General features: G+C 63.2%; 8 protein-coding genes. 7 read left to right on the top strand and 1 reads right to left on the bottom strand.

The genetic code is table 11. The features are described 5' to 3' along the window. Positions 1–245 precede the first annotated feature (245 nt). From betI to trxC, 7 genes are all read left to right on the top strand, one after another. Positions 246–902, top strand: a complete 657-nt coding sequence (gene betI, locus J5X93_RS01945) for a transcriptional regulator BetI (RefSeq protein ID WP_070571690.1) — start codon at positions 246–248, stop codon at positions 900–902. A 38-nt stretch (positions 903–940) separates the two neighbouring features. Beyond that, positions 941–2,413, top strand: coding sequence for a betaine-aldehyde dehydrogenase (betB, locus tag J5X93_RS01940; protein ID WP_043212517.1), 1,473 nt, complete (start codon positions 941–943; stop codon positions 2,411–2,413). Between the two features lie 81 nt (positions 2,414–2,494). Beyond that, a complete protein-coding gene (gene betA, locus J5X93_RS01935; RefSeq protein ID WP_043212515.1) occupies positions 2,495–4,192 on the top strand; it encodes a choline dehydrogenase in 1,698 nt (565 codons plus the stop codon). 263 nt (positions 4,193–4,455) lie between these two features. Then, complete coding sequence (locus J5X93_RS01930; protein WP_043212513.1) at positions 4,456–6,198, top strand: potassium/proton antiporter; 1,743 nt, start codon at positions 4,456–4,458, stop codon at positions 6,196–6,198. Positions 6,199–6,233: 35 nt separating this feature from the next. Next, positions 6,234–9,542: a mechanosensitive channel MscK gene (gene mscK / locus J5X93_RS01925; protein WP_043212512.1), complete on the top strand. Its 3,309-nt coding sequence runs from the start codon at positions 6,234–6,236 to the stop codon at positions 9,540–9,542. Between the two features lie 160 nt (positions 9,543–9,702). Then, positions 9,703–11,163, top strand: a complete 1,461-nt coding sequence (selO, locus tag J5X93_RS01920) for a protein adenylyltransferase SelO (RefSeq protein WP_250034340.1) — start codon at positions 9,703–9,705, stop codon at positions 11,161–11,163. Between the two features lie 102 nt (positions 11,164–11,265). Beyond that, positions 11,266–11,700, top strand: coding sequence for a thioredoxin TrxC (trxC, locus tag J5X93_RS01915; RefSeq protein ID WP_043212507.1), 435 nt, complete (start codon positions 11,266–11,268; stop codon positions 11,698–11,700). Here trxC and J5X93_RS01910 read toward each other — a convergent pair. After that, complete coding sequence (locus J5X93_RS01910; RefSeq protein WP_043212506.1) at positions 11,697–12,470, bottom strand: ParA family protein; 774 nt, start codon at positions 12,468–12,470, stop codon at positions 11,697–11,699. The genes trxC and J5X93_RS01910 overlap by 4 nt on opposite strands. Positions 12,471–12,644 lie beyond the last annotated feature (174 nt).

The following is a 12,644-nucleotide window of genomic DNA, read 5'->3' as shown; positions in this document are numbered from 1 at the left end:
CATGACCGCTCGGCGGAATCTGCATTTCGCATCGCTCTTGCCCGTCAACGCCTTGTATTCCGGGGGTTACGCGATTTCCTGGGGTGTCAATCCGTGCCTTCTCGATCAGCTGAAAAACTGTCAATGGCACAAATTGTCGCAGAGCTTATTCTTTATTGATTGAACGTTCAATCAAAACAAAATAGACTGGCCTTCGCCGAGGCAGCCGCTCGTCGTCTGCTCGCAGGCCTGAGGAGATATGCAACATGCCCAAGGTCGGTATGCAACCCATCCGCCGCCAGCAGTTGATCGAAGCCACGTTGCAGGCGGTCGATCAGGTGGGACTGGGAGATGCCAGCATTGCGCTGATTGCCCGTTTGGCCGGTGTGTCGAACGGCATCATCAGTCACTACTTTCGGGACAAGAACGGCCTGATCGCAGCGACGATGGGTTACATCATGAGCATGCTCAACGAAGGCGTTGCGGCGCGTCGCCAGGCACTGACGGACGACAGCCCGCGCGCCCACCTGAAAGTGATCATCGAGGGCAACTTCGATGCGAGCCAGGTGAACGGCCCGGCAATGAAAACCTGGTTGGCCTTCTGGGCCTCCAGCATGCACCAGCCAGACCTGCACAGGTTGCAGCGGATCAACGACCACCGCTTGTATTCCAACCTGTGCTGCCAGTTCCGTCGCGTCCTGCCGCTCTACCATGCGCGCAAGGCTGCCCGCGGACTGGCGGCCCTGATCGATGGCCTGTGGCTGCGTGGCGCGCTGTCCGGTGATGCATTCGACACCGACCAGGCAATACGGATTGCTTACGAATACATGGATCTACAACTGGCTAAACAGCAGAGTCTGGACACTACCGACCAGGCCTCTGAACAACCGCGCGCGGCGATTGCCAACCAGGCAGGAGCGTGACGCGGTAGCCAACCACACACTGCACTTGCGAGGACACTATGGCCCGTTTCGGAACGCAAAAACTCTACATTGATGGTGGTTACGTCGACGCTAGCACCGACGCCACTTTCGAAGCCATCAACCCGGCCACCGGCGAAGTCCTCGCCCACGTGCAACGTGCCACCCAGGCTGACGTCGAGCGCGCCGTCGAAAGCGCCGAGCGTGGCCAGAAAGTCTGGGCCGCAATGACCGCCATGCAGCGTTCGCGCATCCTGCGCCGCGCCGTCGAGATCCTGCGCGAGCGCAACGACGAGCTGGCCATGCTGGAAACCCTGGACACCGGCAAGTCCTATTCCGAAACCCGTTACGTCGACATCGTCACCGGCGCCGACGTGCTGGAATACTACGCAGGCCTGGTTCCTGCCATCGAAGGCGAGCAGATCCCGCTGCGCGAGAGCTCCTTCGTCTACACCCGCCGCGAGCCACTGGGCGTGACTGCCGGCATCGGTGCCTGGAACTACCCGATCCAGATCGCCCTGTGGAAATCCGCCCCGGCCCTGGCCGCCGGCAACGCCATGATCTTCAAGCCTTCGGAAGTCACCTCGCTGACCACCCTGAAGCTGGCCGAGATCTACACCGAAGCCGGCCTGCCGGACGGCGTGTTCAACGTCCTGACCGGCAGCGGTCGCGAAGTGGGCACCTGGCTGACCGAGCACCCGCGCATCGAGAAAGTCTCCTTCACCGGCGGCACCACCACCGGCAAGAAAGTCATGGCCAGCGCTTCGAGCTCCACGCTCAAGGAAGTCACCATGGAACTGGGCGGCAAGTCGCCGCTGATCATCTGCGACGACGCCGACCTGGACAAGGCCGCCGACATCGCCATGATGGCCAACTTCTACAGCTCCGGTCAGGTCTGCACCAACGGCACCCGCGTATTCATCCCGTCGTCGATGAAAGCGGCCTTCGAAGCCAAGATCGCCGAACGCGTCGCCCGCATCCGTGCCGGCAACCCGGAAGACGAGAACACCAACTTCGGTCCGCTGGTCAGCTTCGCGCACATGGAAAGCGTCCTGGGCTACATCGCCAAGGGCAAGGAAGAAGGTGCCCGCGTCCTGTGCGGCGGCGAGCGTCTGATGGCCGGTGACTTCGCCAAGGGCGCGTTCGTTGCCCCGACCGTCTTCACCGACTGCACCGACGACATGACCATCGTCAAGGAAGAGATCTTCGGCCCGGTCATGAGCATCCTGACCTACGAAACCGAAGAAGAAGTCATCCGTCGCGCCAACGACACCGAGTACGGCCTGGCCGCCGGCGTCTGCACCAACGACATCAGCCGCGCCCACCGCATCATCCACAAGCTCGAAGCGGGCATCTGCTGGATCAACGCCTGGGGCGAATCGCCGGCCGAAATGCCGGTCGGCGGTTACAAGCAGTCGGGTGTCGGCCGTGAGAACGGTGTCAGCTCGCTGGCTCAATACACTCGCATCAAGTCGGTCCAGGTCGAGCTGGGCGGCTACAACTCGGTTTTCTGAACCCTGTCTAGCTAGCCACGCCCGTGCCGCTGCGCACGGGCGTTTCCGCTCCCTGATCACCGCCAACATGAGGGTACTTTCATGTCCAAAGAATACGATTACATCATCGTCGGTGCCGGCTCCGCCGGTAACACCCTGGCGACCCGCCTGACCGAAGATGCCGGCGTCACTGTACTGCTGCTGGAAGCCGGTGGCCCCGACTACCGCTTCGACTTCCGTACCCAGATGCCAGCCGCCCTGGCCTTCCCGCTGCAGGGCCGTCGCTACAACTGGGCATACGAAACCGATCCTGAGCCGCACATGAACAACCGCCGCATGGAGTGTGGCCGTGGTAAGGGCCTGGGTGGCTCTTCGCTGATCAACGGCATGTGCTACATCCGCGGCAACGCCATGGATTTCGACGGCTGGGCGAAACTGCCAGGCCTCGAAGACTGGACCTACCTGGACTGCCTGCCGTACTTCCGCAAGGCCGAAACCCGCGATATCGGCCCGAACGACTACCACGGCGGCGAAGGCCCGGTCAGCGTGACCACGCCTAAAGCCGGCAACAACCCACTGTTCCACGCCATGGTCGAAGCCGGCGTGCAGGCGGGTTACCCACGTACCGAAGACCTCAACGGCTACCAGCAGGAAGGCTTCGGTCCGATGGACCGTACCGTGACCAAGAACGGTCGTCGCTCCAGCACCGCCCGCGGCTATCTGGACCAGGCCAAGAAGCGTCCGAATCTGACCATCGTCACCCACGCCCTGACCGACCGCGTGCTGTTCGACGGCAAGCGCGCCATCGGCGTGACCTACCTGGTCGGCGACAGCGAAGAGCGCGTCGAAGCCCGCGCCCGCAAGGAAGTTATCGTCAGCTCCGGCGCCATCGCCTCGCCGCAGCTGCTGCAGCGCTCCGGCGTCGGTCCGCGCGAACTGCTCGAAAGCCTCGACATCCCGGTCGTCCACGACCTGCCAGGCGTCGGCGAGAACCTGCAGGACCACCTGGAGCTGTACCTGCAATACGCGTGCACCCAGCCGGTTTCGCTGTACCCGTCGCTGCTGTGGTGGAACCAGCCAGCCATCGGCGCTGAATGGATGTTCAACGGCACTGGCATCGGCGCCAGCAACCAGTTCGAGGCAGGCGGTTTCATCCGCACCCGTCCTGAGTTCGAATGGCCGAACATCCAGTACCACTTCCTGCCGGTTGCGATCAATTACAACGGCTCCAACGGCGTGAAGGAACACGGTTTCCAGGCCCACATGGGTTCGATGCGCTCGCCTAGCCGTGGCCGCATCAGACTCAAGTCCAAGGATCCGCGCCAGCACCCAAGCATCCTGTTCAACTACATGGCCACCGAGCAGGACTGGCAGGAATTCCGCGACGGCATCCGCCTGACCCGCGAGATCATGGCCCAGCCGGCGCTGGATCCATACCGTGGTCGCGAGATCAGCCCGGGCGCCCACGTGCAGACCGACGAGGAACTGGACAAGTTCATCCGCGAGCACGCCGAAACCGCCTTCCACCCGTCCTGCTCGTGCAAGATGGGCACCGACGACATGGCGGTGGTCGATGGCGAAGGCCGCGTGCACGGCATGCAGGGCCTGCGTGTGGTCGACGCATCGATCATGCCGATCATCATCACCGGCAACCTCAATGCCACCACGATCATGATCGCCGAGAAAATCTCGGACAAGATCCGTGGCCGCAAGCCGCTGCCGCGCAGCACCGCCAAGTACTACGTGGCCAATGGCGCACCGGTGAAGGGCAAGCCTATGCGCGAGGTCAAGCAGGGCTGAACCTGTCCCGGCTTGTCCGTGACCAACGCCGCTCCCACAGGGATATCGCTGCCCATAAGCGCAGCGCAGTACCTGTAGGAGCGGGCTTGTCCCGCGATAGCGCCGTACTGGTAACACCGAAAAAGGCACCCTCCGGGGTGCCTTTTTCATTTTCAGAAACGCTTTACAGGCTGCCAATTCATCAGGTTAGAATCGATTGGCACGCGACCTGCTAGTCAACGCTATCAAGTCCTTTTTCCCCGCGATGTACCGGAGTACTGCCTTTGGATGCGAGCACCATCAACAGCCTGTTTCTGATCGGCGCACTGCTGGTCGGGGCAAGTATCTTGGTCAGCTCGCTGTCATCGCGCCTTGGCATTCCTATCCTGGTCATCATCCTCGCCGTCGGCATGGTCGCCGGCGTCGATGGTGGCGGCATCATCTTCAACAACTATCCGACCGCCTATCTGGTGGGCAACCTGGCCCTGGCCGTGATCCTGCTGGACGGCGGCCTGCGCACGCGGGTGGCGAGCTTTCGCGTGGCGCTGTGGCCCGCGTTGTCGCTGGCCACGGTCGGCGTGCTGATCACCACCGGGCTGACCGGCATGGTCGCCGCCTGGCTGTTCGACCTGAGCCTCATCCAAGGCCTTCTGATCGGCGCCATCGTCGGCTCCACCGACGCCGCGGCGGTGTTCTCCCTGCTCGGTGGCAAGGGCCTGAACGAGCGTGTCACCGCGACGCTCGAGATCGAGTCGGGTAGCAACGACCCGATGGCGGTCTTTCTCACCGTCACCCTGATCGACATGATCGCCAGCGGCCAGACCGGCCTGCACTGGAGCCTGCTGACCCACTTGGTGCGCGAGTTCGGCATCGGCAGCCTGCTGGGCCTGGGCGGTGGCTGGCTGATGCTGCAACTGGTCAATCGCATCAACCTGGCCGGCGGGCTGTATCCGATCCTGGTGATCGCCGGCGGCCTGGTGGTGTTCTCGCTGACCAACGCCTTGCACGGCAGCGGTTTTCTGGCGGTCTACCTGTGCGGCCTGGTGTTGGGCAACCGCCCCATCCGCAGCCGTCACGGCATTCTGCACATGCTCGATGGCATGGCGTGGTTGGCGCAGATCGGCATGTTCCTGGTGCTGGGCCTGCTGGTCACGCCTCACGATCTGCTACCGATCGCCTTGCCAGCGCTGGGCCTTGCGCTATGGATGATCCTGTTCGCGCGCCCCCTGTCGGTGGTGGCCAGCTTGCTGCCGTTCAAGGCCTTCCACGGCCGCGAGAAAGCCTTCATCAGCTGGGTCGGCCTGCGCGGCGCGGTGCCGATCATTCTTGCCGTGTTCCCGCTGATGGCCGGCCTGCCCGATGCCCAGCTGTTCTTCAACCTGGCCTTCTTCATCGTCCTGGTCTCGCTGTTGGTGCAAGGCACCAGCCTGCCGTGGATGGCCAAGCTGTTGAAAGTCACCGTGCCGCCGGACCCGGCCCCGATTTCCCGCTCCGCTCTGGAGGTGCACATCACCAGCGAGTGGGAGCTGTTCGTCTATCGCCTGGGTGCTGAAAAATGGTGCATCGGCGCCGCCCTGCGCGAGTTGAAGATGCCAGAGGGCACCCGTATCGCCGCACTGTTCCGCGGCGAGCAACTGCTGCACCCCTCAGGCAGCACCGTGCTGGAGGTCGGCGACATGCTGTGCGTGATCGGCCACGAGCACAACCTGCCGGCCCTGGGCAAACTGTTCAGCCAGGCGCCGCAGCGGGGGCTGGACCTGCGCTTCTTCGGCGACTTCGTGCTCGAAGGCGATGCCGAGCTCGGCGCGGTGGCGGCGCTTTATGGCCTTAAGCTGGACGGATTGGACGCGAAAATGCCGCTTGCCCAGTTCATCCGACAGAAGGTCGGAGGCGCTCCAGTAGTAGGCGACCAGGTCGAATGGAACAGCACGATCTGGACCGTGGCGACCATGGACGGGAACAAGATCCAGAAAGTGGGCGTCAGATTTCCGGAAGGTACTCGACCCGGCCCCGGGTTGTTCCTCTAAACTTCGATTTGCCTCGTTTCGCAAGAATTCTGCCTATGTCCCTGCGTGTGTCCCTCCGCGCAGCCCTGCTCGGGCTGTGCCTGTCCCTCTCGTTCGCCGTCATGGCGGCCGAGGTCCCGACCACCGCCAGCGTCCAGCACAGCCTCGACAAGATCGCCGAGCGCAAACTTCCGGAAGCCGAGCAGAAGGCCCTGCAGCAAGTGCTCGAGCAGACCCTGGTCCTGCTCGCCAGCAAGGAAGACAGCGAAAAGAAACTCGCCGAGCTCAAACAGCAGCTGGCCAGCGCGCCCAACGAGATCCGTGACGGTCAACGCGAGCTGACCAAGCTCAAGCAAACCAAGAGCGTGCCGGTGGCTGAGCGCTATGCCAACCTGGCCGTACCCCAGCTGGAGCAGATGCTCAGCGAGCGCAGCACTGAGCAAGGCGAACTGCAAAAAGCGCTCTCCGAAGCCAACAGCCTGATCATCAACTCCCAGACCCGCCCTGAACGGGCCCAGGCCGAAATCAGCAGCAGCCAGACCCGCATCCAGCAGATCAACAGCAGCCTAAAATCGGGCAAGGACGGCGGCAAACCGATTTCCGCAGACCAACGCAACCAGCTCAACGCCGAGCTGGCCGCGCTCAATGCACGCATGGCTCTGCGCCGCCAGGAAATGACCAGCAACAGCCAACTGCAGGATCTGGGCAATGCCCGCCACGACCTGTTGATCGAGCGCGCCGCGCGCCTAGAGCAAGAAATCCAGGAGCTGCAGACGCTGATCAACGACAAGCGTCTGGCCCAGTCCCAGCAGACCGTCACCCAACAGTCGCTCGAAGCCCAGAAGGCCGGCAGCAGCACCTTGCTGGCCACCGAGAGCACCGCCAACGTCAAGCTTTCGGACTACCTGCTCAAGAGCACCGACCGGCTCAACGAGGTCACCCAGCAGAACCTGCGCACCAAACAGCAACTCGACAGCCTGACCCAGGCCGACCAGGCTCTGGACGAACAGATCGACGTGCTCAAGGGCAGCCTGCTGCTATCGAAGATCCTCTACAAGCAAAAGCAATCCCTGCCGCACCTGAAAGTCGATCGCAACCTGGCCGACCAGATCGCCGACATTCGCCTCTATCAGTTCGAGATCAACCAGCAGCGCGAGCAGATGAGCAGCCCCTCGATCTACGTCGACAAGCTGCTGGCCGCCCAGCCCGAGGAAGAGGCCACACCACAGCTGCGCAAGGCCTTGCTGGAGGTGGTGATCACCCGCAGCGACCTGCTCGAGCGCCTGAACCGCGAGCTGTCGGCGCTGCTCAATGAGTCCATCACCCTGCAGCTGAACCAGAAGCAATTGCTCAGCACCGCCCAAAGTCTGCGCACCACCCTGGAAGAGCAGATGTTCTGGATTCCCAGCAACAAGCCGCTGGACTGGGAGTGGCTGAGCCATGTGCCCGAGCGGTTTGCCGACCAGGTCGCCAACCTGCCATGGGGCTCGGGCCTCAAGGAGCTGACCGACGGCCTGGCGCAGCGCCCGCTGTTGTTCCTGCCGCTGCTGCTGGTGATCGGCGCACTGCTATGGCGGCGCAAGTACCTCTATCAGCGCCTGGGCAAGGTTCACCAGGACATCGGCCACTTCCGTCGCGATAGCCAGTGGCATACGCCCCAGGCGATCCTGATCAATATCCTCCTGGCCATGCCGGTCGCCCTGGCCCTGGCCCTGGGCAGCTACGCCCTGCAGATCGACGCTCGCGGCCAGAACGCTAACCTGGGCGCCGCCCTGTGGCAGATCGCCCAGGCCTGGCTGGTGTTCTACACCGCCTACCGCATCCTCGCGCCGGGCGGCGTTGCCGAGATCCACTTCCGCTGGCACAAGCCGCAGGTCGAGTTCCTGCGCGGCTGGGTGCGCCGACTGGGCACCGTGGTGCTGGCCCTGGTAGGTGTGGTGGCGGTGGCCGAGCATCAGCCGTCGGCCCTGGCCGATGATGTGCTGGGCATCGGTGTGGTGCTCACCTGCTATGCCCTGATGGCCTGGTTGCTCAGCCGCCTGCTGCTGAGCAGCCCCGCGCACCGAGACACCTCGCTGTTCCGCAAAGCGGTTGGGGTGGCCTTCACCGCGCTACCCATCGCCCTATTCGTGGCCGTGTGCTTCGGCTACTACTACACCGCGCTCAAGCTCACCGACCGACTCATCTATACCCTTTACCTGCTGTTGTTCTGGCTGGTGATCGAGGCCGCGTTCGTACGCGGGCTCTCGGTTGCGGCCCGGCGCCTGGCCTACCAGCGCGCCCTGAGCAAACGCCAGGCTGCCAAGGAAGGGCTGGACGGCGAGGTGATCGTCGAAGAACCAACCTTGGATATCGAACAGGTCAACCAGCAGTCGCTGCGCCTGATCCGCCTGGCCCTGCTTGGCGGCTTCATCGCCGGCCTGTACTGGGTCTGGTCGGACCTGATCTCGGTCTTCGCCTATCTCAACAACTTCACCTTGTACGAATACACCAGCGGCACTGGCGCGGCGGCCAGCATGGTGCCGATCAGCCTGGGCGACCTGCTCGGTGCGCTGGTGATCGTCGGTATCACCTTCGCCCTGGCCGGCAACTTGCCGGGCCTGCTGGAGGTGCTGGTGCTGTCGCGCCTGAACCTGGCCCAAGGCAGCGCCTACGCCACCACCACGCTGCTCTCCTACACCATCGTGGGTGTGGGCATCGTGAGCACCCTGTCGACCCTCGGGGTGAGCTGGGACAAGCTGCAATGGCTGGTGGCGGCCCTGTCGGTGGGCCTGGGCTTCGGCATGCAGGAGATCTTCGCCAACTTCATCTCCGGCATCATGATTCTGTTCGAGCGCCCCGTGCGCATCGGCGACACCATCACCATCGGCAATCTATCCGGCACGGTGAGCAAGATCCGCATCCGTGCGACCACCATCACCGACTTCGACCGCAAGGACATCATCGTCCCCAACAAGACCTTCATCACAGGCCAGCTGATCAACTGGTCCCTGACCGACACCGTCACCCGCGTCACGCTCAAGCTGGGCATCGACTACGGCTCGGATTTGGATCTGGTGCGCGAACTGCTGCTCAAGGGCGCCCACGAAAACCCACGGGTGCTCAAGGATCCTGAGCCGATCGTGTACTTCCTCAACTTCGGCGAAAGCTCGCTGGACCACGAACTGCGCATGCACGTCCGCGACCTGGGCGACCGCAACCCGACGCTGGACGAGATCAACCGCTACATCAACCGCGAGTTCAAGGCGCACAACATCAAGATCTCGGTGCGCCAGGTCGAGGTGTTCCTGATGGACATGCAAGGCGGCAAACAGCAGTTGATTCCGGTGGAGAACCCGAAACCGGATGGCACTGCACCGGCCTGAGTGCACTCGAATACTTTATTCTGTGCACAACCCTTGCGAGGGCTACGCCCTCGTTCGCGGGTAAACCGCTCCTACAGGCACAGCGCTGGACCTGTGGGAGCGGGATTACCCGCGAAGGGCCGCAAAGCGGCCCCTGACCCCCGATCCCAGGAGCCGGCCTGTGAAAGCCCTCGACCAACTGACCTTCGACAACCGCTTCGCCCGCCTGGGCGATGCCTTTTCCACCGAGGTCCTGCCCGACCCGATTGCCGAGCCACGCCTGGTGGTGGCCAGCGAATCGGCCATGGCCCTGCTCGACCTCGACCCGGCCCAGGCCGAACTGCCGGTGTTCGCCGAGCTGTTCAGCGGCCACAAGCTGTGGGAAGAGGCAGAGCCGCGGGCGATGGTCTATTCCGGGCACCAGTTCGGTTCCTACAACCCACGCCTGGGCGACGGCCGTGGCCTGCTGCTGGGCGAAGTGCTCAATGACGCCGGCGAGCACTGGGACCTGCACCTCAAGGGCGCCGGCCAGACCCCCTATTCGCGCATGGGCGATGGCCGTGCCGTACTGCGCTCCTCGATCCGCGAGTTCCTCGCCTCCGAGGCCCTCCACGCCCTGGGCATTCCCAGCAGCCGCGCATTGTGCGTGATCGGCTCGAGTACCCCGGTGTGGCGTGAGACCCGTGAAAGCGCCGCGATGCTCCTGCGCCTGGCCCAGAGCCATGTGCGCTTCGGTCACTTCGAGTACTTCTACTACACCCGCCAGCCAGAGCAGCAGCGCCAACTCATCGACCATGTCCTGGAGCAGCATTACCCCGAGTGCCGGGAAGCAGAACAGCCCTACCTGGCCATGTTCCGCACCATCGTCGAACGCAACGCCGAGCTGATCGCCCGGTGGCAGGCCTACGGCTTCTGCCATGGCGTGATGAACACCGACAACATGTCGATCCTGGGCATCACCTTCGACTTCGGCCCCTACGCCTTCCTCGACGACTTCGACGCCAATTTCATCTGCAACCATTCCGACGACCGCGGTCGCTACAGCTACGCCAACCAGGTGCCCATCGCCCACTGGAACCTGAGTGCCCTGGCCCAGGCCCTGACCACGGTGATCGAGGTGGAGCCGCTCAAGGAAGCGCTGGGCCTGTTCCTGCCGCTGTACCAGGCTCACTACCTGGATCTGATGCGTCGGCGCCTGGGCTTCACCATAGCCGAGGACGGTGACATGGCCTTGGTGGAGCGCCTGCTGCAACGCATGCAGAGCGGCGGCGTGGACTACACCCTGTTCTTCCGCAGGCTTGGCGACCAGCCCGTGGCCGATGCCCTCAAGGTGGTGCGCGATGACTTCATCGACCTGGCCGGGTTCGACGCCTGGGGCGAGGATTACCTGGCCCGCTGCCAGCGTGAACCCGCCAACGCCGAAGGCCGGCGCGAGCGCATGCATGCGGTCAACCCGCTGTACATCCTGCGCAATTACCTGGCACAAAAAGCCATTGAAGCGGCCGAAGCGGGGGATTACAGCGAAGTACGGCGGTTGCATCAGGTGCTGAGCAATCCATTCGAAGAACAACCTGCAATGCAGGCCTATGCCGAACGTCCGCCCGAGTGGGGCAAGCACCTGGAAATCAGCTGTTCCTCGTGAATGCCCTGCCAGGGCTGTGGCCAGTATTCACAAGATGTGGCTGCTTCAGATCAGGCCCCGTGGGCGCTGCGACAGCCTGCGATAAACCGAACAGGAGATGAAATGTCCGAACCTCTGCTGATTCCCTGCCCCCATTGCAACGGCCTCAACCGCCTGCCCGCCGAACGCCTGGGGGACCACCCCAAGTGTGGACGCTGCAAGCAAGAGGTACTGCTGGCCACGCCGTTCGACCTCGATGAACGCAGCTACGCCAGCCAGATCAAAGGCGATTTGCCCCTGCTGCTGGACGTCTGGGCAGACTGGTGCGGGCCGTGCAAATCGTTCGCCCCGGTCTTCGAACAAGCCGCCCGCCAGCTTGCCGGGCGCTGTCGCCTGGCCAAGCTGGACAGCGAGGCCAACCGCAACCTCGCCGGTCAGTTGGGCATCCGCTCGATCCCCAGCCTGATCCTGTTCAAGAATGGTCGTGAGGTCGCCCGCCAGGCAGGCGCTTTCCCACTCCAGTCTTTGCTGGAGTGGTTGCGCAGCCAGGGGGTCTAGGCGTTCTCTTCGAGCAGCGCGTGCAGCTCGACGAACTGCTGGGTCAGCTTGTGTCGAGGCTCCAGGTGGATCAACGGCAAGCTCGCATGGTGGGATTCACGCATCTTCACCGAACTGGCCAGATACACCGGCAGGACCGGCAAGCCCTCGGCCAGCAACTCGTCGAGCATCTGCTGCGGCAGGCTGGCGCGTGACTGGAACTGATTGACGACGATGCCCTCGACCAGCAGGTCTTCGTTGTGGTCGTCCTTGAGTTCGTCGATTTCCGCGAGCAGGCCATACAGCGCCTGGCGTGAGAAGCTGTCGCAGTCGAATGGGATTAGCACCCGATCGGCGGCGATCAACGCAGAAACCGCGTAGAAATTGAGCGCAGGTGGCGTATCGATGTAGATTCGCTCGTAGTCATCGTCCAGCTCATCGAGCAGTTTGCGCAGCTTGTTGATCTTGTGCTTGGCCTCGAGCTTGGGCTGCAGGTCGGCCAGTTCCGGGGTCGCAGTGACCACGTGGAGGTTGTCGAACGGCGTTTCGTAGATATCGACCTTGTTCTTCTTGGCAAAGGGCCCGCTGGAGAGGGTTTGCTTGAAGAAGTCGGCGATGCCCATGGGAATGTCCTCGCCGGTCAGCCCGGTGAGGTACTGGGTGGAGTTGGCCTGGGCATCCAGGTCGATCAACAGGGTCCGATAGCCTTCACTGGCACTGACCGCCGCCAGGTTGCAGGCGATGCTCGACTTGCCCACGCCACCTTTCTGATTGAACACCACGCGCCGCATGGAAGACCTCCGTGTATCAACGAATGCCCGAGTATGTGTCCGGCGAGCGACAATGACCAGTACCGCCCGCTCAACCTTTCCTACCCCGGTGCCGATAACCTTCGTAACCGTTCATCGGAAACCGCGGGTAATCGATCGGAGCGGGTCGACTAGCCAGAGCGTTGTTCATTGGTC

The sequence above is a fragment of the Pseudomonas sp. BYT-1 genome, from assembly GCF_023611805.1.
In the GTDB taxonomy this organism is placed as follows: Bacteria; Pseudomonadota; Gammaproteobacteria; order Pseudomonadales; family Pseudomonadaceae; genus Aquipseudomonas; species Aquipseudomonas guariconensis.
The sequence above is the reverse complement of the archived record's forward strand: the minus strand, read 5'-3'. Positions and strand labels throughout refer to the sequence as shown.

Coding starts and splice junctions, on each gene's coding strand:
- betA (WP_043212515.1), top strand. CDS start 2,495: ATGTCCAAAGAATACGATTACATCATCGTCGGTGCCGGCTCCGCCGGT.
- trxC (WP_043212507.1), top strand. CDS start 11,266: ATGTCCGAACCTCTGCTGATTCCCTGCCCCCATTGCAACGGCCTCAAC.
- J5X93_RS01910 (WP_043212506.1), bottom strand. CDS start 12,470: ATGCGGCGCGTGGTGTTCAATCAGAAAGGTGGCGTGGGCAAGTCGAGC.
- betB (WP_043212517.1), top strand. CDS start 941: ATGGCCCGTTTCGGAACGCAAAAACTCTACATTGATGGTGGTTACGTC.
- mscK (WP_043212512.1), top strand. CDS start 6,234: ATGTCCCTGCGTGTGTCCCTCCGCGCAGCCCTGCTCGGGCTGTGCCTG.
- betI (WP_070571690.1), top strand. CDS start 246: ATGCCCAAGGTCGGTATGCAACCCATCCGCCGCCAGCAGTTGATCGAA.